17 protein-coding genes are annotated in these 21,605 nt (G+C 71.1%); 7 read left to right on the top strand and 10 right to left on the bottom strand.

The genetic code is table 11. The annotated features are described in order from the left end of the window. The first annotated feature begins 226 nt into the window (after positions 1-226). The 5 genes from RIN75_RS36850 to RIN75_RS36830 all read left to right on the top strand — a co-directional run bounded on the left by RIN75_RS36850 (position 227) and on the right by RIN75_RS36830 (position 5,742). The gene (locus RIN75_RS36850; protein ID WP_309116723.1) at positions 227-1,207 is read left to right on the top strand and encodes an MASE1 domain-containing protein; all 981 of its coding nucleotides are present in this window, start codon (positions 227-229) and stop codon (positions 1,205-1,207) included. Beyond that, on the top strand, positions 1,208-2,305 hold the full coding sequence (locus RIN75_RS36845) for a lycopene cyclase family protein (protein WP_309116722.1): 1,098 nt from the start codon (positions 1,208-1,210) through the stop codon (positions 2,303-2,305). A gap of 40 nt (positions 2,306-2,345) precedes the next feature. Beyond that, on the top strand, positions 2,346-4,046 hold the full coding sequence (locus tag RIN75_RS36840) for a GGDEF domain-containing protein (RefSeq protein WP_309116721.1): 1,701 nt from the start codon (positions 2,346-2,348) through the stop codon (positions 4,044-4,046). Between the two features lie 94 nt (positions 4,047-4,140). Further along, positions 4,141-5,259 (top strand): glutamate--cysteine ligase, encoded by a 1,119-nt coding sequence (locus RIN75_RS36835; RefSeq protein WP_309116720.1) that lies wholly within the window; start codon positions 4,141-4,143, stop codon positions 5,257-5,259. 69 nt (positions 5,260-5,328) lie between these two features. Beyond that, positions 5,329-5,742 carry a CBS domain-containing protein gene (locus RIN75_RS36830; RefSeq protein WP_309116719.1) on the top strand — a complete coding sequence of 138 codons (414 nt, stop codon included), beginning with the start codon at positions 5,329-5,331 and terminating at the stop codon, positions 5,740-5,742. 90 nt (positions 5,743-5,832) lie between these two features. Here the strand turns inward: RIN75_RS36830 and RIN75_RS36825 are convergent, their stop codons facing one another. Genes RIN75_RS36825 through RIN75_RS36790 form a run of 8 tightly spaced genes read right to left on the bottom strand, consistent with a single transcriptional unit; the run spans position 5,833 to position 12,499 of the window. Continuing rightward, positions 5,833-6,228, bottom strand: coding sequence for a metal-sulfur cluster assembly factor (locus tag RIN75_RS36825; RefSeq protein ID WP_121228069.1), 396 nt, complete (start codon positions 6,226-6,228; stop codon positions 5,833-5,835). After that, positions 6,225-6,668 (bottom strand): Fe-S cluster assembly sulfur transfer protein SufU, encoded by a 444-nt coding sequence (gene sufU / locus RIN75_RS36820; protein ID WP_309116718.1) that lies wholly within the window; start codon positions 6,666-6,668, stop codon positions 6,225-6,227. The genes RIN75_RS36825 and sufU overlap by 4 nt, the downstream gene beginning before the upstream one ends. Next, positions 6,668-7,945 (bottom strand): cysteine desulfurase, encoded by a 1,278-nt coding sequence (locus RIN75_RS36815; protein WP_309116717.1) that lies wholly within the window; start codon positions 7,943-7,945, stop codon positions 6,668-6,670. The genes sufU and RIN75_RS36815 overlap by 1 nt, the downstream gene beginning before the upstream one ends. A 45-nt stretch (positions 7,946-7,990) precedes the next feature. Beyond that, the gene (sufC, locus tag RIN75_RS36810; RefSeq protein WP_309116716.1) at positions 7,991-8,761 is read right to left on the bottom strand and encodes a Fe-S cluster assembly ATPase SufC; all 771 of its coding nucleotides are present in this window, start codon (positions 8,759-8,761) and stop codon (positions 7,991-7,993) included. Positions 8,762-8,789: 28 nt separating this feature from the next. Next, positions 8,790-9,110, bottom strand: coding sequence for a non-heme iron oxygenase ferredoxin subunit (locus RIN75_RS36805; RefSeq protein ID WP_309116715.1), 321 nt, complete (start codon positions 9,108-9,110; stop codon positions 8,790-8,792). Further along, complete coding sequence (gene sufD, locus RIN75_RS36800; RefSeq protein ID WP_309116714.1) at positions 9,107-10,291, bottom strand: Fe-S cluster assembly protein SufD; 1,185 nt, start codon at positions 10,289-10,291, stop codon at positions 9,107-9,109. Before sufD ends, RIN75_RS36805 begins: the two co-directional genes overlap by 4 nt. A gap of 1 nt (position 10,292) precedes the next feature. Beyond that, the gene (gene sufB / locus RIN75_RS36795) at positions 10,293-11,738 is read right to left on the bottom strand and encodes a Fe-S cluster assembly protein SufB (RefSeq protein ID WP_309116713.1); all 1,446 of its coding nucleotides are present in this window, start codon (positions 11,736-11,738) and stop codon (positions 10,293-10,295) included. Continuing rightward, the gene (locus RIN75_RS36790) at positions 11,735-12,499 is read right to left on the bottom strand and encodes a transcriptional regulator (protein WP_309116712.1); all 765 of its coding nucleotides are present in this window, start codon (positions 12,497-12,499) and stop codon (positions 11,735-11,737) included. The genes sufB and RIN75_RS36790 overlap by 4 nt, the downstream gene beginning before the upstream one ends. Before the next feature lie 549 nt (positions 12,500-13,048). Here RIN75_RS36790 and mptB point away from each other — a divergent pair. Further along, the gene (mptB, locus tag RIN75_RS36785; protein WP_375296070.1) at positions 13,049-14,611 is read left to right on the top strand and encodes a polyprenol phosphomannose-dependent alpha 1,6 mannosyltransferase MptB; all 1,563 of its coding nucleotides are present in this window, start codon (positions 13,049-13,051) and stop codon (positions 14,609-14,611) included. Positions 14,612-15,116: 505 nt separating this feature from the next. Then, on the top strand, positions 15,117-18,767 hold the full coding sequence (locus RIN75_RS36780) for a patatin-like protein (RefSeq protein ID WP_309116710.1): 3,651 nt from the start codon (positions 15,117-15,119) through the stop codon (positions 18,765-18,767). Positions 18,768-18,770: 3 nt separating this feature from the next. Here RIN75_RS36780 and RIN75_RS36775 read toward each other — a convergent pair whose 3' ends face one another. Together RIN75_RS36775 and RIN75_RS36770 are read right to left on the bottom strand one after the other, a co-directional pair. Beyond that, complete coding sequence (locus RIN75_RS36775; protein ID WP_309116709.1) at positions 18,771-20,786, bottom strand: glycosyltransferase; 2,016 nt, start codon at positions 20,784-20,786, stop codon at positions 18,771-18,773. Beyond that, on the bottom strand, positions 20,783-21,400 hold the full coding sequence (locus RIN75_RS36770) for a DUF998 domain-containing protein (RefSeq protein WP_309116708.1): 618 nt from the start codon (positions 21,398-21,400) through the stop codon (positions 20,783-20,785). Before RIN75_RS36770 ends, RIN75_RS36775 begins: the two co-directional genes overlap by 4 nt. Between the last annotated feature and the right edge of the window lie 205 nt (positions 21,401-21,605).

The raw sequence follows: 21,605 nt of genomic DNA, 5'->3' as shown, positions 1-21,605 counted from the left end.
GCTGTTGAGTTCTCAAAGAACACGCGCTCACCATCGCAACCCACTCGATCCGAGTGACTTTCTCCGGGGCTTGTGCGCCGCGCTCCGTTCCGGTCTGTCCGGCCCGTTCCGCGCTGGCAGAGAGAAACTTACACGAGTGTCGTGCGGGAACAAAATCGGGGGGTCGGTTCCGGCGAAACCGCAGCTAGACGTGGTGCGCGGGCGGCAGCCGGAGGATGCTGTCCGGGTGCTCCTCTCCCCTCGACTCCGCCCGTGGGGCCGGTACGGGCTCCACCTGCTGGTGGTGTCCTCCTGTTACTACGTGGGCGCGCGGCTCGGCCTGCTCCAGGCGTTGGTCAACGACCAGGTGACCCCGCTGTGGCCGCCGACCGGGATCGCGCTGCTGGCCCTGCTGCTCGGTGGCGTGCGGATGTGGCCGGGGATCGCGATCGCGGCGTTCGTCGTCAACGCGACGCTGGGCGACAGCGGTCCGGCGTTCGTGATCAGCGCGGGCAACACGCTCGGGCCGGTGGTCGCCTTCCTCCTGCTCAAGCACACCGGCTTCCGGCTGGAGATCGACCGCATCCGGGACGCCCTGGCGCTGGTGTTCCTCGGCGCGTTCGCGGGGATGGCGGTGAGCGCCACCGTCGGCACGGGTGCGCTGGTGCTCAACGGCGTGGTGGACGGGACGCACTTCTGGTCGACGTGGTCGGTGTGGTGGACCGGTGACGCGATGGGCGTCCTGGTGCTGGTGCCGGTCGTGCTGGCGCTGCGCAACCGGGCCGAGTGGCCGGCCACGCCCTACCGGTGGGCGGAGTGGGCGCTGCTGCTGGTGGCGGCGGCCGGGGTGACGGTGTTCATCACCTCGGTGCCGGTGCGGATGACGTTCATCGTCTTCCCGGTCCTGATCTGGGCGGCGCTGCGCTTCCAGCACGTGGGTGCGGCGCCGTGCTCGTTCGTGACGGCGGCGATCGCGGCGCGCGGGGCGGCGGAGGGCACGGGTGTGTTCGGGGGTGACCTCGACCTGCTGGGCAAGATGGTGACGTTGCAGGCGTTCAACGGGACGGTCGCACTGACGACCCTTGTCCTCAGCGCGGTGATCGCGGAGCGCAACGCGGCGCGGCGGGCGATCGAGCGGACGTGTGCGCAGCTGGCGGACGTCGTGGCGCAGTACGAGCCGCTGCTGGCCGGTGACAACCGTCCCCCGGGCCGGCGGGACGCGCGCTAGATGGACGTCCTGGTGGTCGGCGGTGGTCCGGCTGGGCGCGCGTTGGCGTCGGCGTGTGCGTTGATCGGGTTGAAGACGGCGGTGGTGGACCCGCATCCGGATCGGCCGTGGCGCGCGACCTACGGGGCCTGGTTGGACGAGCTGCCCGAGGGCGCGCCGGTGGCGGTGGCGACGTCGAGGTCGCGGGTGTGGGCGGTGCGGGAGCACCGGATCGCGCGCGGGTACGCGGTGTTGGACAACGAGGGGTTGCGTGCGCTGCCGCCCGAGGTGCGGGTCGTCCGGGGCACGGTGGTGGCGCGGACGGCGACGGCGGTTCGGTTGGCCGACGGGCGGGTGGTGAAGGCGCGGCGGGTGGTCGATGCGGGCGGCAACGCTGGTGGTGGGGCAGCGACGCGAACACCGCGAGCGGCGCAGCACGCGGTGGGGGTGGTGGTGCCGCGGGGCGGGTTCCTCGTGGGGGACGAAGCGTTGGTGATGGACTGGCGCAAGCCGCCGGACGCCGGGATGCCCGATCCGTCGTTCCTCTACGTGGTGCCGGTGTCGGAGGACGAGGTGCTGGTGGAGGAGACCTCGCTGGCGCGTCGACCGGGGTTGCCGCTGGCGGAGCTGCGGCGGCGGCTGCGCTCGCGGTTGGCCGCGCGCGGGGTGGCGGTGCCGAAGGACGAAGAACGGGTGCGGATTCCGTTGGACATCCGGCCTCGGTGGGACGCGTTCGGTGCGGCGGGTGGGCTGGTGCACCCGGCGACCGGGTACAGCGTGGCGGCGGCGTTGCGGCTCGCGCCGCGGGTGGCGCGGGCGCTCGCGGAGGGCGAGTCGGTGGAGTCCGTGCTGTGGCCGGGGCGGGCGCGGGCCGTTCACGCTTTGCGCATGTTCGGTCTCGAAGCGTTGCTGCGCATGCGGCCCGACGAGGTACCGGAATTCTTCGACCACTTTTTCCAATTGCCGGAGAATCAGCAACGAACGTTCCTCGGCGACCGCTCCGACCTGCGCGGGACCACGCTGGCGATGGCCCACCTGTTCCGGTCGGCGCCCTGGTCGTTGCGGGCGCGCCTGGCATTTCCCTTGCAACGGGCCAAGGGTGTGCGAACTCCTGGTTAACGGTCTGGGCAACTGAAGATCGACCAGGCACGATCGTGCCGTGCCCGCATTGCTGGATGACGTTCGCTTCGCCTTCCAGCCGCTGTTCAACCTCAACACCGGAGGGGTCGTCGCGGTCGAGGCACTGGCCCGCCCGCACGACGGCAGCGTGCAGGATCTGCTCCGCATGGCGTTCCGTGCGGGGTACCTGGCCAACACCGACGTGGCGTTGGCCTGTCGAGCGGTGCGCCACGCCGCCGACCACGACTTCACGCTGCCGCTGCACGTCAACCTCCTCGCGATGACCATCGCGGACAAGCCCGAGCACCTCGCCCCGCTCTACGCGGCGCTGCGGGACACCGGGCGCGCGCCGTCGAGCCTGGTCGTCGAGGTCGGCACGCCCTACACGCGTGCGCCGCGCCCGCGCCTGGTCAAGGGCCTGGAGCGGCTGCGCGCGGACGGGTTCCGGATCGGCCTGGACGGGGTGGGCGAGGGCGACTCGCCGCTGTCGCTGCTGGCCGAGGTGCGCCCGGACGTGGTGAAGCTGGACCGCGAGGTCGTCCAGGCCATCGAGGACCCGACGCGGCTCGCGCTGGTCCAGGGCTTGCAACACCTGTGCGAGGCGACCGAGTCGCTGGTGGTCGCCGAGGGTGTGGAGACCGAGGCCCAGTTGGCCGCCCTGCGCAAGCTGGGGGTGCGGCTGGCGCAGGGCAACCTGCTGGCCGAGGCGCAGCGCCGGCCGAAGATCAACGCGACGATCTCCGCGGTGCTCAGCGAGATCAACGATCCCGAGGCCGTGGGCATGACGACGACCAAGCCGCTGCGCCGCAAGTCGGGCCCGAAGGTCACCGACTTCCTGCACCCGGCCACGACGCTGCCCGAGTCGGCGACGTCGGAGGAGGTGCGGGACGTGCTGGCCACCCAGCCCACGGTGAGCGGCGTGGTGCTGGTGGACGACGAGGGCCGGCCGTGCTGGACGGTGGACCGCAACCGGTTCCTGCTCGCGGTCACCGGTCCGTTCGGGCACGCCCTGCACGCCAAGCGCGAGGCGGCGCGGCTGGCGGACAAGCCGCGGGTGATCGGCGCGGACTCCTCGGCGCTGGAGATGCTGGACATCGTCGCCAACACCGGCCGGGAGCGCACGAACGACGACCTGGTGGTCGTGGACGACGACGACCGGTGCCTGGGCGTGGTGCGGGTGGCGGACGTGGTGCGCGGCGTGGCGGAGATGAAGGTCGAGCAGGCGGCGGCGCTGAACCCGCTGACCCGGCTGCCGGGCAGCGAGTCGATCGCGCGCGAGGTGGACCGGCGCATCCTCAGCGGCGACATCTTCGCGGTGGGCTGGCTGGACGTGGACTCGTTCAAGCGGGTCAACGACAGCGTCGGGTTCGCGGCCGGCGACGACCTGATCCGGGCGTTGGGCCGGACCCTCTCCGAGGGCGCGGCGGCGTACCCGGGCATCCAGGTGGGCCACGTCGGCGGGGACGACTTCCTCGTCGTGGCCGGGCTGAACGAGATCGTGCCGTACGCGGCGGGCGTGCTGGACCACCCGTTCGACGCCGAGGGGCACGCGGTGACGCTGTCGCTGGCGACACTGGTGTGCGCGGCCGGTTCGGTGGGCTCCTACCGCGAGGTGTCGCGGCTGCTGGCGCCGTTGAAGGAGCACGCGAAGTCGTTGCGGGGCAACAGTTGGGTGCTCGGTCGGCCCAACAGCGACCACGTCGACGTGCTGCGCGGCGGACCGCATCTGGCGGCGGGCTAGGCGGGGGTATTTCGAAGTTCACCGCAACGATGCCTGTGCGCCTGCGCTGATCACTCATAGCATCAGGGTGACTACGCACCGCAGGGAGGCTCCGGTGAGCGAGGTCGAGGTCGTCGCACCGCCGCGTCCGGGAGCCGGGTCCTCCGGGGCGCTCTCCATCGGGGTCGAGGAAGAGTTCCTGCTGGTGGACGCGGTGACCGGGGACCTGGTGCCGCTGGCGGGCGCGGTGCTCGGCGACGCCGACGGCGAGTTGGACCTCCAGGCGGAGATGACCCGGTTCCAGGTGGAGAGCGCCACCGCGGTGTGCCGGACGATGGGCGAGGTCCGGGAGCAGTTGCTGTTGGCCAGGCAGGCGTTGCGCGGGCTGGCGCGGGAGCACGGGGCGCGGATCGTGGCGAGCGGGACGCCGGTGCTGGGCGGGTCGCGCCCACCGCCGTTGACCGACCGGCCGCGGTACCGGGACATCGCGCGGCAGTACGGGTCGCTGATCGACGGGCTGACGATCTGCGGGTGCCACGTGCACATCGGCATCCCGGACGAGGAGACCGGGGTGCGGATCTCCAACCACCTGCGGCCGTGGCTGCCGGTGCTGCTGGCGCTGAGCGCGAACTCGCCGTTCTCCGAGGGGCGGGACAGCGGGTACGCGAGCTGGCGGTACGTGTCGTGGAGCCCGTGGCCGTCGGCGGGCGCTCCCCCGTGGTTCGCCTCCGCCGACGACTACCACCTGCGGACCGAGACGCTGCGCATGTCGGGGGCGGCGTTGGACCAGGGGATGGTCTATTGGGACGTCCGGTTGTCGGCGAACCACCCGACCGTGGAGCTGCGGGTGTGCGACGTGGCGGGGACGGTCGACGAGGCGGTCCTGATCGCCGCCGTGGTGCGGGCGCTGGCGGCCACGGCGCTGTCCGGGGAGCCCGCACCGGTGGTGTCGGACCTGGGGTTGCGGACCGCGTTGTGGCGCGCGGCGCGGGACGGCGTGGAGGGGGCGGCGGTGGAGCCGCGCACCGGGCGGCTGGTGGGTGCGGCGGAGCAGGTGCGGGCGCTGGTGGAGTGGGTGCGGCCGGCGCTGCGGGAGTGCGGGGACGAGGAGTTGGTGGTCGACGGGGTCGAGCGGCTGCTGGTCGACGGCGGGGGCGCGGCGCGGCAGCGGCGGGCGTTCGCGCGGCGGGGATCGCTGCTGGACGTGGTGGACCTCCTGGTCGCCCAGACGTAGCTGGTCGAGATGCCGGTGGCACCGGGTCGGCGCATGCTGGTGGGTGGCGGACGACCAAGGAGGTTCGGCATGACCACCGCACGGGAGATCATGAACGCGGGTGTCCAGTGCATCAAGGAGGACCAGAGTCTGCTCGACGCCGCTCGCATGATGCGCGACCTGAACGTCGGTTCCCTGCCGATCTGCGGGAAGGACGACCGGTTGCACGGCATCATCACCGATCGTGACATCGTCGTCCGGTGCGTGGCCGAGGGGCGGTCCTGCGCGGACATGAAGGCCGGCGAGATGTCCGGCCACCTGCACTGGGTCAACGCGGACGACGACATCTCGGCCGTGTTGCGGCAGATGGAGGATAACCAGATCCGGCGGATGCCGGTGATCGAGGAGCACCGGCTGGTCGGCATGGTGTCGGAGGCGGACATCGCCCGGCACCTGCCCGAGGACCAGATCGCGGAGTTCGTGGAGCGGGTGTACGCCCGGTGACGCCGAACGGCCACCGACGTGGTGCCGGTGGCCGTTTCGAGTGCCCAGAAGGGTGAAGCGTCCGACGGGTGAACGTCCGACGGTGAAGCGTCAGACGGTGAAGCCGAGGGCGCGGAGCTGCTCGCGGCCGTCGTCGGTGATCTTCTCGGGGCCCCACGGCGGCATCCACACCCAGTTGATGCGGAAGTCGCTGACGATGCCGCCGCCGGGGCCGCCGCACAGCGCGCCCCGGGTCTGGTCCTCGATGACGTCGGTCAGCGGGCAGGCCGCCGAGGTCAGCGTCATGTCGATGAGGGCCACGTTGTCGTCGTCCACGCGGATGTCGTAGACCAGGCCCAGGTCGACCACGTTGATGCCCAGTTCGGGGTCGACGACGTCGCGCATGGCCTCTTCGACGTCGTCGAGATTGGCCTTGTCCGCCTTCGGCGCGGGCGGTTCGGGCATGCCCTCGACGCCGCGGACCACGTCCTGCTCGGGGGTGGTCATGCCTTTGCTCCTTCGCTGCGGGACACCGCGTCCTTGAAAGCCATCCAGCCCAGCAGGGCGCACTTCACGCGGGCCGGGTACTTGGCCACACCGGCGAACGCGATGCCGTCCTCCAGGACGTCCTCGTCCGGCTCGACCTGGCCGCGGCCCTGCATGAGTTCCACGAACGCGTCCATCTTCTTGAACGCCTCGCCGATCGGCTTGCCGACCACCAGGTCGGTGAGCACCGACGTGGACGCCTGGCTGATCGAGCAGCCCTGGCCGTCGTAGGAGACGTCCGCGACGGTCTCGCCGTCGAGCTTGACGCGCAGCGTCACCTCGTCGCCGCACGTCGGGTTGATCTGGTGGGACTCCGCGTCGAACGGGTCGCGCAGGCCCCGGCCGTGCGGGTTCTTGTAGTGGTCCAGGATGATCTCCTGGTACATCTGCTGCAGCTGCATCACGCCACCCCGAAGAACTTCTGGGTCTCGCGCACGCCGTCCAGGAGTGCTTGGACCTCGTCCAAGGTGTTGTACAGGTAGAAGCTCGCGCGCACGGTGGCGGCGGCGTCCATCCTGCGGTGCAGCGGCCACGCGCAGTGGTGGCCGACGCGGACCTCGATGCCGAGGCTGTCCAGGACCTGGCCGGCGTCGTGCGCGTGGACGCCCTCGACGACGAAGGACACGGCGCCGCCGCGGTCCTCGGTGTCGAGCGGGCCGACGACGCGGACGCCGGGGATCTCCGCGAGGCCCTTGAGCGCGGCTTCGGTGAGCACGTGCTCGTGGGCGGCGATGCGGTCCATGCCGATCGCGGACAGGTAGTCCACCGCCGCGCCCAGGGCCACGGCCTGGGACGTCATCGGCGAACCGGCCTCGAACCGCTGCGGCGGCGGCGCGAACGTCGACCGCGCCATCTGCACCATCTCGATCATCGAGCCGCCGGTGAGGAACGGCGGCAGCGCTTCGAGGAGGGCGCGCTTGCCGTACAGGACGCCGATCCCGGACGGGCCGAGCATCTTGTGGCCGGAGAACACCGCGAAGTCGACGCCCAGGGCGTGGAAGTCCACTTTGCTGTGCGGCACCGACTGGCACGCGTCGAGGACGGTGAGCGCGCCGACGGCCTGCGCCTTGTCCACGATGGACTTCACCGGGTTGACCGTGCCGAGCACGTTGGACTGGTGGGTGAACGCCACCACCTTGGTGCGCGGGTTGATCAGTTCGTCCACATCGGACAGGTCGAGCCGGCCCTCGTCGGTGACGCCGAACCAGCGCAGCGTCGCGCCGGTCCGCTCGGCGAGCTGCTGCCACGGCACGAGGTTGGCGTGGTGCTCCATCTCGGTTACCACGATCTCGTCGCCGGGGCCGAGCCTGAACCGGTCGGCTTCCGGGCCGGACGTGGCCGCGTTGCCCATCGCGTACGCCACGAGGTTCACGCCCTCGGTGGCGTTCTTGGTGAACACGATCTCGCCGAAGTCGACGCCCACGAACGCGGCGATCTTCGCCCGCGCGCCCTCGTAGGCGTCGGTGGCCTCCTCGGCCAACTGGTGCGCGCCGCGGTGCACGGCGGCGTTGGCGATCTCCAGGAAGGCGCGCTCGGCGTCGAGGACCTGCCTCGGCCGTTGCGAGGTGGCGCCGGAGTCCAGGTAGACCAGCCGCTTGCCTTCCCGCACGGTGCGGCCCAGGATCGGGAAGTCCGCGCGCACGGTAGCGACGTCAAGCGGAGCAGCGGTGGTGGTCACAGCTCCGACGCCTCCTCTCGGGAATGGGTCACAACGGGTGCAACGTCAGCTGGTGCTCGCGGCTTCCTGCTTGCCGTACTTCACGTAGCCCTCGGCTTCGAGCACGTCGGCCAGCTCGCGACCACCGGACTCGACGATCCGGCCGTTCGCGAACACGTGCACGAAGTCCGGCTGGATGTACTTGAGGATGCGGGTGTAGTGCGTGATCAGCATGATCCCGGCGTCGCCGGACGCCTTGTACCGGTTGACGCCCTCGGACACCACGCGCAGCGCGTCGACGTCCAGGCCGGAGTCGGTCTCGTCCAGGATCGCGATCTTCGGCTTGAGCAGGCCCAGCTGGAGGATCTCGTGGCGCTTCTTCTCACCGCCGGAGAAGCCCTCGTTGACCGAGCGCTCGGCGAAGGCCGGGTCGATGTCCAGGTCGGCCATCGCGCCCTTGACCTCCTTCACCCAGTGCCGCAGGTTCGGGGCCTCGCCGCGCACGGCGGTGGCGGCGGTGCGCAGGAAGTTCGACATCGACACGCCGGGCACCTCGACCGGGTACTGCATGGCGAGGAACAGGCCCGCGCGGGCGCGCTCGTCGACGCTCATCTCCAGCACGTCCTCGCCGTCGAGCAGGACGCTGCCGGAGGTCACCTCGTACTTGGGGTGACCCGCGATGGCGTAGGACAGGGTGGACTTGCCCGAGCCGTTCGGACCCATGATCGCGTGGGTCTCGCCCGACTTGATGGTCAGGTCGACGCCCTTGAGGATCTCCTTGGCCGTCTCGTCGGTGTTGACCGAGACGTGCAGGTCCTTGATCTCCAGAGTGGCCATTGGTGTTCGGTTTCTCCCGGTGTGGCAGTCAGTTCAGGGTGACGGTGACGTCGACGTGGACGTCGCCGTCACGGATGTCGACGGCGAAGACGTCGACCGGTTCGGTGGCGGGCGGGGAGGACGGCTTGCCGGTGCGCAGGTCGAAGCACGACCCGTGCAGGAAGCACTCGATGCCCTTGCGGGTCACCTCGCCCTCGGACAGCTCGATCGCCGCGTGCGAGCACAGGTTGTGCAGCGCGTGGACGGTGTCGCCGTCGCGGACCAGGACGACCGGGGTGTACTCGTCGCCGACCTCGAACGCGACCGGCTTGCGGTCGTCGAGGTCGGACAGCGAGCACACCCGGATCACGCCCCCACCGCTTCGAGTTCCGCCTCGATCGCCGCTTCGAGGCGCTCGCGCACCTCGGGGACGTCGATCTTGAGCAGGATCTCGTGGAAGAAGCCGCGCACGACCAGGCGGCGGGCCTGCTCCTCGGGGATGCCCCGCGCCTGGAGGTAGAACAGCTGCTCGTCGTCGAACCGGCCGGTGGCGGAGGCGTGGCCCGCGCCCTCGATCTCGCCGGTCTCGATCTCCAGGTTCGGCACCGAGTCCGCGCGCGCGCCGTCGGTGAGCACCAGGTTGCGGTTCAGCTCGAACGTCTCGGTGCCCTCGGCCACGGCCCGGATCAGCACGTCGCCGATCCACACGGTGTGGGCGCCGTCGCCCTGGAGCGCGCCCTTGTAGACCACGTTGCTGCGGCAGTTGGACACCGCGTGGTCGACGAAGGTGCGGTGCTCCAGGTGCTGGCCCGCGTCGGCGAAGTACAGGCCGAGCAGCTCGGCGTCGCCGCCGCGACCGGTGTAGGTGACCACGGGGGTCAGCCGGACCAGGTCGCCGCCCAGGGTGATGACGGTGTGCTTGAGCGTGGCGTCGCGGCCCAGCTTGGCGTGGTGCGACGACACGTGGACCGCGTCGTCGGCCCAGTCCTGGATGGCGACCACGGTGAGGTGCGCGCCGTCCTCGACCACGAACTCCACGTTGTCGGCGTACGCGCCGGAGCCGCGGTGGTCGACCACCACGACGGCCTCGGCGAACCGCTCCGCCTTGACGTGCAGGTGGCCGTAGGCGACCTCGCCCTTGCCGGGGCCGGTCACCGTGACGGTGGTCGGGCCGACCTTGGTGTCCTTCGGCAGGGTGACGACGGTGGCCTCGGTGAAGGAGGTCCACGCCTGGGCGGCGATGCGGTCGCCGGGGGTGCCGGCGGTGCCCAGGCGCTCGTCGCCCTTGGCTGCCGTTTCGACCTTGACGCCTTCAGGGGCGTTGACGTCGATCTTGGCCGCGGCGGTGGCTTCGGCGCCGTTGTGCAGGTTGGCCAGGCGCTTCATGGGGGTGAAGCGCCAGATCTCCTCCCGGCCGCCGGGGACCTCGAACGCGTTCACGTCGAAGGACGTGAAGTGGTCCGCGCGCGAGGACACGGGGGCGCTGGGGGCGCCGGCGCCGTGGGAGTGGGCCGTCAGGCCGTGTTGCTGGTCGTGAGTGGTGACGGCCATGTCAGCCGACGGCCCCTTCCATCTGCAGCTCGATCAGGCGGTTCAGCTCGAGGGCGTACTCCATGGGCAGCTCGCGCGCGATGGGCTCGACGAACCCGCGCACGATCATCGCCATGGCCTCGTCCTCGTTCAGGCCGCGCGACATCAGGTAGAACAGCTGGTCCTCGGACACCTTCGAGACGGTCGCCTCGTGGCCCATCGACACGTCGTCCTCGCGGACGTCGACGTAGGGGTAGGTGTCGGAGCGGCTGATGTTGTCCACCAGCAGCGCGTCGCACTTGACCGTGGACTTCGAGTGGTGCGCCCGCTTGTTGACCTGGACCAGGCCCCGGTACGAGGTGCGGCCACCGCCGCGCGCCACCGACTTCGACACGATGGTCGACGAGGTGTGCGGCGCCATGTGGACCATCTTCGCGCCGGCGTCCTGGTGCTGGCCCTCGCCCGCGAACGCGATCGAGAGGACCTCGCCCTTGGCGTGCTCGCCCATCAGGAACACGGCCGGGTACTTCATGGTGACCTTGGAGCCGATGTTGCCGTCGATCCACTCCATGGTCGCGCCCTCTTCGGCCTTCGCGCGCTTGGTGACCAGGTTGTAGACGTTGTTCGACCAGTTCTGGATCGTCGTGTAGCGGCAGCGGCCGCCCTTCTTGACGATGATCTCCACGACCGCGGAGTGCAGCGAGTCCGAGGAGTAGATCGGCGCGGTGCAGCCCTCGACGTAGTGCACGTACGCGCCCTCGTCGACGATGATCAGGGTCCGCTCGAACTGGCCCATGTTCTCGGTGTTGATCCGGAAGTAGGCCTGCAGCGGGATCTCCACGTGCACGCCCTTCGGCACGTAGATGAACGACCCGCCGGACCACACGGCCGAGTTCAGCGCGGAGAACTTGTTGTCACCGGAGGGGATGACGGAGCCGAAGTACTCCTTGAACAGCTCCGGGTGCTCCTTCAGGCCCGTGTCGGTGTCGAGGAAGATGACGCCCTGCTCCTCGAGGTCCTCGCGGATCTTGTGGTAGACGACCTCGGACTCGTACTGGGCGGCGACACCGGCGACGAGGCGCTGCTTCTCCGCCTCCGGGATGCCCAGCTTGTCGTAGGTGTTCTTGATGTCCTCGGGCAGGTCTTCCCAGCTCGCGGCCTGCTTCTCGGTGGACCGCACGAAGTACTTGATGTTCTCGAAGTCGATGCCGGAGAGGTCGGAGCCCCAGGTCGGCATGGGCTTGCGGTCGAACAGGCGCAGCGCCTTCAGCCGGAAGTCCAGCATCCACTCGGGCTCGTTCTTCTTCGCCGAGATGTCCCGAACGACGTCCTCGTTCAGGCCCCGGCGAGCGCTCGCGCCTGCCACGTCCGAGTCGGCCCAGCCGAACTCGTAGTTGCCGATGCTCGCCAGGGTCTCCTCCTGGCTGAGCGGGGCTGTGGTGGTGCGCTGCTCGGCAGCGGCAGTCATGCGGGCTCCCCTCCATCTGAAGCTCGGTTGTCGGCTTCGCCGACGGTTGTGCGGGGTGTGTTCGAGACGTGCGCGGTGCTCGCCGTGCTTGCTGTGTGCGGGATGTGCGTGGTGCACACGGCGTCGCCGCGGGCGATCGTCGCCAGGCGTTGCACGTGGGTGCCGAGGAGGTCGGCGAACGCCGCCGTCTCGGTCTCGCAGAGCTGCGGGAACTCGGCGGCCACGTGCGCGACCGGGCACAGGTGCTGGCAGAGCTGCTCACCGGTGCCGACGTGCCGCGCCGAGGCAGCGTAGCCCTCCCTGGTCAGCGCCACCGCCAGGGCCTTCGCCCGCTCCGCGGAGTCGGGCTGGGCCACGATGGCGGCCCGGTGCTGGTCGACGAGTGCGGACACCCGCCGCCGCGCGAAGGCTCGTACCGCCTCCTCCCCGCCCTGTTCGGCGAGGAACCGGAGCGCCGCGACGGCGAGGTCGTCGTAGGCGTGCCCGAACCGGGCCCGCCCCTGCTCGGTCAACAGGAAGAGCTTGGCCGGGCGCCCCCGACCGCGCTGCCCCCTGCGCGGGGCGTCCCTGCTGACCGCCTCACCGTCCGCGACCAGCGCGTCGATGTGCCGGCGCACGGCTGTGGGGCTCAGGCCCAGTTGCTCCGCGACCGAGGCCGCGGTGATCGGACCCTGCTCCAGCAGCAGACGTGCCACGGCGTGCCGGGTCCGGCCGTCGTGCCCGGCGGGCACGGCGGTGTGGTCGGTCCCGACGTTTTTCACAACACCAGTGTTGCTTATTTCGCGGGCGGTCGCAAAGATCGGCAGCCGTCGGGTGACCCGACTCACGTGGGCGGGTGGGAACCGGGGGGTTGCCGACCTGGGCGGACGGTGTAGCTGTGCAGGTGGGGTGGGGTCGGCGCTTCGCGCTCTCAAGATGAACGCGCCGGCGCGCTCTCAAGATCAAAGCGGGCCTGGAGGCCTCCGGGGGTGGAAGGGCCTCGGTCTGCCCCCCGTACGGCCTGCCGGAGGCAACCACGCTTTGGCCCTTTGTGCAACGGGTGAAGCGTGGTTGCACAAAGGGCCAAAGCGTGGTTGGGCCGCGCGCCCAGGCCGTACGGGGGGCAGACCGAGGCCCCTCCTGTGGCTGATAGCCCATCGAGCGCGCCTTCGGCGCTGAAAGCGCGCGAACGGTGGGGTGGTGGTGCGGTGAGTCGGCGGCCGGCGGTGGGGTGGTGGTGCGGTGAGTTCGCGGGCGGCGGGGTGGTGGTGATCGGTACGGGTGGGTGGGGTGGTCGCTACTCTTCGGGGGTGACGGCGGGCGGGTTGGTGATGGGGAATCGGGAGACGATCGGCGAGGCGGCACCGCTCGACGCGCCCGAGCGGCGGCAGTTGGACATCATCCGCCGATGGGGGACCGTCGGGGCGTTGTTGATGTTCGTCGGGTCGCTCGGGGCCGGGGCCGCGCCGGTGTTCTCGCCGTTGCCGGGCACCCCTGTGCTGGGGTTGTTCGCCCGGATGCCCAGTGCCGCCATGGGGGTCGTCTGGACCGGGGTGTTCCTGGTCGTCTCCGCCTGGCTGATGCTCGGCAGGTTCGCGCGGCCGGGACGGCCCCGGTTGATGTCGCGGAGCCAGCTCGACCGGACGCTGATGATGTGGATCACGCCGCTGGTGTTCGTGCTCCCCATGTTCAGCCGGGACGTCTACAGCTACCTCGCGCAGTCGCAGATCGCGGCCAACGGGCAGGACCCATATGAAATGGGGCCCGCGACCGCTCTTGGGGTCGACCACCCGTTGACCACGAACGTGCCGAACATCTGGCGTGAGACGCCTGCTCCTTACGGGCCGTTGTTCCTGGCGGTGGGGCGGGTCATCTCGATGGTGACGGGCAACTCCGTCCTGCCGGGGGTGTTCCTGCACCGGCTGCTGGTGCTGGTCGGTCTGGCGATGATCGTGTGGGCGCTGCCCCGGCTCGCGCGGCGGTTCGGGGTGCCGCCGGTGAGTGCGCTGTGGTTGGGCGCGGCCAACCCGCTGGTGCTGTTCCACCTGGTCGTGGGCGTGCACAACGAAGGGCTCGCGATCGGGTTGATGCTGGTCGGGCTGGAGCTGGCGCTGCGCCGGATGCCGGTCACGCCCGGTGCGCCGATGACGCGGGACGAGCTGGTGTGGATCGCCCTGGGCGCGACCATGATCACCTTTGGCGCGGCGGTGAAGATCCCGGCGGCGTTGGCGTTGGGGTTCCTCGGGGTGATGATCGCTCGGCGGTTGGGCGGGTCGTTCGGGGATCTCATCAAGGCGGCGTTGTTGCTCGGGGTGATTTCCGGGGTGGTCATGGTGGCCACCTGTTTGGGGACCGGGCTCGGGTTCGGCTGGGTGCAGACGTTGAACGTGGCCAGCACGGTGAAGAGTTGGATGTCGCCGCCGACCGCGATGGGCTTCCTGGGGGGCGGGCTCGGGTTGCTGCTGGGATTGGGCAACCACACCGATTCGATGATCGCGTTGATGCGGCTGGTGTTCCAGGCGGTGTCGGTGGTGATCGCCGGGACGTTGCTGTGGAAGGCGTTCCGGGGGCGGATCAAGGCGGTCAACGGGCTGGGGGCCGGGTTGGGCGCGGTGCTGGTGCTCGGGCCGGTGTTGCAGCCCTGGTACGTGCTGTGGGCGGCGTTGCCGTTGGCCACGGCGGTGTTGGCGAAGAGGTTCCGGCTGATCGCGATGAGCGCCAGCGCGTTCATCGCGGTGATCCTGCCGCCGACCGGGTCGGCGTTCGACGGGCGCGCCTACATCGTGCCGCAGGCGGTGACCGGGGCGGTGCTGGCGTTCCTGCTGTGCGTGTTCGTCGCGCGGCGGCAGATCGTGCCGCTGATCAAGCGGGATCCGGTGCCGGACGCGGCCTGACCGTCGACCGCACCGGGTTACCTGGCAGTAACCTGGTGCCACCGCCCTGCAACTCCCCGGTACCGGCTGACGACGAATCCGCCAACGTCTGTCGGAAGGCCCGTTCGTGAAGTTGTTCTCGAAGCGGTGTGCCGTTGCCGCCGCGCTGCTTTTTGCTGCCCTGCTCACGCCGCCGGCGCAGGCCGCCGCGCACGACCCGATCCTGTTCGTCCACGGTTGGAACGGCAACCCGCAACGCGCGGACCGCGTGCATCAGCCACAGTGCGTTGCCGACCGATGCCGTTGTGTATGGCCAGGTCTGTGATTACGTGAACCGGTAGTGCGAGTGGCGGCCACTCGGTGACGGGGTGGCCACCTTTCGTCACGGCGGTGTGGTGGCGGGTGCGGGGCGTTCGGACAGGTGTGCGGGCGGGTTGACCCGGTCGGGGCGTAACCCGGCGCGGCGGGCGGGCGACTTACCGGTACCTGGGAAGATCCCCACCGCAATCCTGGGGAGGGAGCGCGCATGGCCGACGTGCCGCAGGAGCAGATCCGGTTCGCCGTCGTCCTCAACGGCGGGGTGAGCCTCGCCGTGTGGATGGGTGGTGTCGTCCTCGAACTCGACCGGTTGACCCGGGCCGAGGGGGCCTACGCGGACCTGCTCGACCTGGTCGGGAGCACCGCCCGTGCCGATGTCGTCACCGGTACGTCCGCGGGCGGGATCAACGGGGCCGCGTTGGCGTTGTCGCAGGTCAACGAGAACGCCAAGCTGGAGCGGCTGCGGGACCTGTGGGCCGAGCAGGGGCGCATGGAGCAGTTGCTGCGCACGCCGTTCCGGGGGTCGCCGGTGTCGCTGCTCAAAGGGGACGAGTTCTTCCTGCCCCGCCTCCAAGAGGCGCTGAACCGGCTGACCACGGACTTCTCCCCCACCCCGCCGGACGAGCGGCCGGTGGACCTGCGGATCACCACGACCCTGCTCGCGGGCGTGCCGACGACCACGCACGACGACCTCGGGCAGTCCCTGACCCAGTCCACCCACCAGGGCAGCTTCTCGTTCCGCCGCGACCCGTCCGGGCGCGACGACTTCACCGCCGAGCGCCTGCCCACGCTGGTGGACCAGCTCGCGCTGGCCGCCCGGTCGTCGGCGTCGTTCCCGTTCGCGTTCGAGCCGTCGTTCGTGCCGGTCACCGAGGAAGCGGCGGGTGAGGCGCGGCCGAACATGGCCGGGGTCGCGTCGTGGGCCAACGGCACGGACAACACGTCCCGGTACGTGGTGGACGGCGGGGTGCTGGTCAACACGCCCACCAAGGAGGCGTTGGAGGCCATCGACCGGATGCCCGCCGAAGGACCGGTGCGGCGGGTGATGCTGCTGGTGTTCCCGCACGCCCCGGAGTCCAAGCAGCCGCCGGTGGCGCCCGTGGACGGGTTGCTGCCCAGCACCATCGGCACCGGCGCGAAGCTGCTCAGCGCCCTGACCAGCCAGAGCGGCCGCACCTACGTGGAGCGCATCGAGGAGCACAACCGGCTGGCTGCGTCGCGGCGCGGCGGGCGCAGCGCCCTGCTGGACCGGCTCGCGGCCGGCGGTTCGGTCGTGGGCAAGCTCTACGACCTGGCGGCCACGCTGCACGACCACTACGAGGACATCCGCATCCGGCACGCGGCCCGCGACATCACGACCCGGCAGTTCGAGGTGCCCGAGGCGAACACCGCCGGGTGGACCTTCGAACGGGTCCGCGCGGCGGCGGAGGCCGCGCAGCGCTCGCACCTGGCCAAGTGGGGCGGGCTGCCCTACGTGCCGGGCGTGCCGCAGCCGGCCGCGCTGCCCGAGCACGGCTGGCCCTGGGGCATCACCATGGCCGAACGGCTCGCCTCCGCCGCGATGGACCTGCTCAAGCGGCTGGTGTGGGTGGTCCCGGACAGCCCCGCGAGCCGCCTGGCGCAGGCCCGCACCAACCTCTACGACGTGCGCGCGCAGTTGCGCGAGCTGCGCGCCGAGCTGGACGGCCAGTGGACCACCCGGGAGCGGACGCCGTTGAACCGGGAGTACTGGGAGCTGCGGGTCGAGGCGTTCGCGGAGGGGATGCTGCACGGCACGATCGGTGACCGGGTCAGGGCCCAAGTGGACCGGATCGCGGGCATCCTCGGCGACGCCCGCGACGCCCTCGACGCGCTGGGCGACGACCGGGTGAAGATGGCCGGGCTGACCTCGTGGAAGGCGCTGCTGCTCGAACCCCGCACCGACGGCGAGACCGAGGCGGAGCTGGTCGCCGGGGACATGTGGCTGTCGCGGCTGCTCGCGCTGGAGGTCGCGGCCACCTGCCTGGCCGACGACTCGCGCGGCGGCATGGACCAGGCGGTGGACCTGGTCCAGATCAGCCTCCAGACCCGCAACGCGTTCGCCGAGCACAGCCAGACCCCCGACGACAAGGCCGGCGGCGCGTCGCTGAGCCGGTTCTCCGGGTTCCTCAAGCGGTCCTGGCGGGTCAACGACTGGATCTGGGGCCGGCTGGACGGCGCCACCATGCTCAGCAAGATCGTGTGCGACCCGAAGCGGCTGCTGCGCATCGACCGGCTCACCCCGCAGGAGGGCGCGACCGCAGGGGAACGCGCGCGGCGGCGGGTGAACGAGCTGGTCGCGGCGCTGTTCGGGGACGGCCTGCCGGACCGGCTCGAACCCGTGGTGGAACGCGCGGTCGAGCAGTTGACCGCCGTGTACGAGGACACGGACGGCGACCAGCCGCCGACCTGCGAGGCGCTGGCGGAGCTGGCCGCGTGGGCGCTGCACGTGCGGATCATCTGCGAGGAGCTGCCCGCGCTGCGCGCCGCGATCCTGGCCGACCGGCACGAGGGCGCGGACAAGCGGTCGCGCGGCGAGCTGTTCCTGGAGGAGCAGGCGGCGCTGCTGCAGAAGCTGCCGGTGCGCTCCGACGCGGACCGGATCGAGGTCGGGATGGAGGCGCTGGAGGCGTTCGACCGGGCCGGGATCGGGCGCGAGCCGCTGTCCCAGGAGGCGTCCAGCGACCAGGTGATCCGGACGGCGGCGACGGCCGCGGCGGTCGCGGTGACCGTGGCCGACAGCGAGCGGTCCGGGCTGGGGCCGGCCAAGCCGTTGACCCGGGCGCTGCGCGGTGCGGCGCTGCTGCCGTACTGGACGATCACCGGGTTGACCCGGGGTGGGCAGTTGGCCCAGTTCCTGGGGTTGCTGGGGTTCGCGCTGGGCGGGGCGCTGCTGGTGCTGGCCCTGTTCGACCTGCTGCCCCCGTGGGCGGTGGGTCCTTCGGCGGCGTTCGGCAGCGCGACCCTGTTGGCGGCCTTCGGGTACGCGGCGCTGCGGACCGGGACTTTGTTGCACGGCTTGGTGTTGCTCGCTCCGGTGATCCCGCTGGCGGCGGTGGCGATCGACCGGACCCGATCGGCGCTGGCGTCCTCCGAAGTGGGCGTCACCACCGGATTGGTCGCCGTGGGCGGTGTGGTCGTCGTGGTGGTGGCGTTGCTGGTGATCGGGTCGCTGCCCGCTCCGGTCGGGACGCCGCTGGCGGTGGCCCGGGCGGTGCTGCGGAGGATTCGGCGGCGTCCCCGGCTGGTGCTGCGGGTGGTGCTCGCGGCGGGGATCGTGGTCGCGATCTGGGCCGTGGTGCGGTACCGGCTCTACGACGTGGACCCGGCCGTGGTGGTCGTCGGGACGGTCCTGGCGATCGTGTTCGGGGTGGTCGCCTCGCTGAACCTGGGCCGGTCGTTGCAGCGGTGGCGGCAGCGGGAGGGCGTGTGGACCACCGAACACGCCGAGCCGCCCGCCGCGGCGACCGCCGGGTGGGCCGCCGTGTACGGGTCGGTGCTGCTGGTGATCGGCGCGGTCGTGCAGGTGTTCTCGCTGCGGTTCACCGGCTGGGAGGCGGTGCTGGCCACCACGCTGTCGTTCGGGCTGGTGCTGCTGCTGGTGACCACGTGGTGGGTGCCGCTGAAGGAGCGGCGGGCGATCATGCGGCGGCTGGTGGAGCAGTCGGCCGTGGTGGACTACGGCGACAACGTGGCGGAAGGGTTGTTGCGGCGCTTGGAGGGCCACGCCATGCTGTTCCGCTTCCTGACCACTTTGGACGGTTCCGGCCGGCCCGTGCTGGGGCCGCGCGGGCTGCGGGTGGCGCACCGCATCGCCACCCGCCGCGGCGTCGTCGCCTGACCCTCAGGCCACCAGCGCGGGACGGACCAGCGTCGGCACGCCCATCGCCTTGCGGTACAGGCCTTCGAAGGTCTCCAGAGTCTGGTCGATGGCGTGTGCCGAGATCAGCTCGCTGCTCGCCGCGCCCATGCGGGCGGTCACGGCCGGGTCGGCGACCACCGCGTGCAGCCGCTCGGCCAGGCCCTTCACGTCACCCGGGGTGAACAGCCAGCCGTTGCGGCCCGGCCGGCACAGGTGCGGCAGCGCCATCGCGTCGGCCACCACGACCGGCTTGCCCGCGGCCATCGCCTCCATCGTGGCCAGGCTCTGGAGTTCGGCGATGCCCGGCATGCAGAACACGTCGCAGCCCTGGTAGGCGTCCAGCAGCTCCTCCTCGCCGACGAACCCGCGGAACCGGACCCGGTCGGCGATCCCCAGGTGCCGCGCCAACAACTCCCACTCCGCCCGGCACGACCCGTCACCCACGACGTCGGCGTGCAGGCGCGGCACCAGCGCGACCGCCCGCAGCAGTTCGTCGACCCGCTTCTCCTCGTCCAGCCGACCCACGAACAACACGGTCGGGCCTTCGTTGGTGCGCACCGACGGGCGCAGCCGGTAGCGGTCGATGTCGATGCCGCACGACACCGGCACCGCCCGCTCCGGGAACCCGCTGTCGTGCAGGAGCTGCACGGCGCGCGGGGTCGGGGCGGTGACCACGTCGGCCTGGTCGAACACCTTCGTCAGGTCCTTCCACGCCCACCGGGAGGCCAGGCCCTGCAACCACTGCGGGACGTGCGCGTGGCCGAACAGGTTCTCCGGCATGAAGTGGTTGGTGGCGACGGTCGGGATGCCCATCGCCTTGGCGTGCTTGAGTGTGTAGCGACCGACCACGAAGTGCGCCTGGACGTGCACCAGGTCGGGCTGGATGCGGTCGAGCAACACCCGGACGTCCTTGCTCACCTGCCACGGCAACCCGATCCGGAACGTCTTGTGGAACGGGGTCCGGTGCGAGCGCAGGCGGTGCACCGTGATGCCGTCGACCTGCTCGGTGCGGGCCGCGCCGACCGGGTCCACGCAGATCACGTGCACGTCGTGGTCCCGGCCGGCGAGGCCGACCGCGAGCCGGTGGGCGAAGCGGGCCGCGCCGTTGACGTCCGGCGGGAACGTCTCCGCGGCGATGACGATCCGCATGGCGCGTCCGTTCATGGGGTTGTTCTCCGATCTCATGGGTGTCTTGGAGTCTTTGCGGGCGAGCAGGGCGACGCCGGCGATGGCGACGGCGGCGCAGGCGAGTTCCGCGACGGCCGTGGGGCCGGAGGTGCGCGCGGCCTCGCCGAGGAGGGTGGTGCCGATGCCGACCGCGACCAGCGGGTCGACGACGGTGAGGCAGGCGACCGCCACGTGCGGCGGTCCGCTGGCGTAGGCGTGCTGGATGAACCAGCCGCCGATTAGCAGGGAGAGCGCGATACCGGCGGCGGACAGGCCGGTGCCGAAGGAGAGGGAGCCGGTCTGGACGTCCTGGGACACCGACCGCATGAGCACGGAGACGTAGCCGTACGCGACCCCGCCGGCCGCGCCGAACCCCAGCGCCCGCACCGCGGGCCGGGAGGACAGCACCCCCACCAACCCGGGCAGGGCCACCAGCCCCAGCACGACCAACCCGGCGGTCACCTCGGCCTCCGCCGCGACCGGGGTCGCGGTCGCACTGCCGGCGGCGAGGAACACGAACGCCCCGACCCCGAACGTGGTCAACGCCACGGCGGGCAGCTCCCGACGCCGGTTGTCCAGCAGCGCGGTGATCCCGATCGCCAGCACCCCGACCGGCTGCACCACGGTCAACGGCGCCATCCCCAACGCCACCGCGTGCACCGCCGCGCCGACCACCAGCAGCACCAACCCGGCCAACCACCCGGGCCGCCGCAAGAGGTCCCGGACCTTCAGGTCCGCGGCCCCGTCGTTGACCGCCCGGTGCTGCAACCGCGCCGCGAAGGCGAAGAACGCGGCCCCGGCCGCGGCCAGGACGACGGCGAGCCACGTCATCGCACGACCTCCCGGCTTACCGCGGCGGCCAGGGCGAACAGCAGCCCGTAGAGCATCGCGAAGAGGATTCGTTCGAAAAGACCGAGCAGCACCTGCCCGTCGTAGGTGAGCGACACATGGCTCACCATGAATGCCACCGAAGTGATCCCGGCGGCCACCGAAAACCGACGCACCGGCGTACTCCGGATGAACCGACGGGAAATCAACCAGCCGGCCAACGGCAAACTCGTGAACATGACCGCCCCGGCGTACCGGTGCACCAATCCGGAGAACGAGGTCGGCGCGCCGGTCGGATCAGTCGGGAACACGGTCGCCACCGTCAGCCCCGCCGCCCACAACCCGAGCAGCCACGAAACCGGCCCCCGCCTGGGCAAACCGCTGCGCACCAGCACGACCAGCAAACCCACGGACGCCGCCGCCAACGACAACGCGGTGACCGCCAACATCCCGCTGCCGTTGGCCACGAAGATGTAGTCGCTGATGGTGTGGCTCAACGGGCTGAGTTCCCCCACCGCCGCCACGTGCAGGTACACGATCGGGAACAACGACAGGACCAACCCCGCCACCGCGAACGACAACACCGCCGTTCGTCTTTCCCTCCGGATCACCGTCACAGCAAAAATCCTGGCCGCGATTGCGCACCAAAAGCATCCGGAACACCCCCGAGGCAACCCTGATGCCACCCGGATCCCCGGGGTGGGGCTGCCCCCACCCACGAGGTGGACACAGCACCGGTTTCGGCCGCCATTGGGCGGAGCGGGAAGGGCGGGGCACGAAGCCCGGCGAACGGCCGAACCGGGCTGGCGGAGGGTGGCGGCG

Origin of the sequence: Saccharothrix sp. (assembly GCF_031180885.1) — a bacterium.
Classification (GTDB): Bacteria; Actinomycetota; Actinomycetes; order Mycobacteriales; family Pseudonocardiaceae; genus Actinosynnema.
This window is presented reverse-complemented; position numbering and strand designations above follow the sequence as displayed.

Coding starts and splice junctions, on each gene's coding strand:
- RIN75_RS36845 (WP_309116722.1), top strand. CDS start 1,208: ATGGACGTCCTGGTGGTCGGCGGTGGTCCGGCTGGGCGCGCGTTGGCG.
- RIN75_RS36830 (WP_309116719.1), top strand. CDS start 5,329: ATGACCACCGCACGGGAGATCATGAACGCGGGTGTCCAGTGCATCAAG.
- RIN75_RS36825 (WP_121228069.1), bottom strand. CDS start 6,228: ATGACCACCCCCGAGCAGGACGTGGTCCGCGGCGTCGAGGGCATGCCC.
- sufU (WP_309116718.1), bottom strand. CDS start 6,668: ATGCAGCTGCAGCAGATGTACCAGGAGATCATCCTGGACCACTACAAG.
- sufC (WP_309116716.1), bottom strand. CDS start 8,761: ATGGCCACTCTGGAGATCAAGGACCTGCACGTCTCGGTCAACACCGAC.
- sufD (WP_309116714.1), bottom strand. CDS start 10,291: ATGGCCGTCACCACTCACGACCAGCAACACGGCCTGACGGCCCACTCC.
- sufB (WP_309116713.1), bottom strand. CDS start 11,738: ATGACTGCCGCTGCCGAGCAGCGCACCACCACAGCCCCGCTCAGCCAG.
- mptB (WP_375296070.1), top strand. CDS start 13,049: ATGGGGAATCGGGAGACGATCGGCGAGGCGGCACCGCTCGACGCGCCC.
- RIN75_RS36780 (WP_309116710.1), top strand. CDS start 15,117: ATGGCCGACGTGCCGCAGGAGCAGATCCGGTTCGCCGTCGTCCTCAAC.
- RIN75_RS36775 (WP_309116709.1), bottom strand. CDS start 20,786: ATGACGTGGCTCGCCGTCGTCCTGGCCGCGGCCGGGGCCGCGTTCTTC.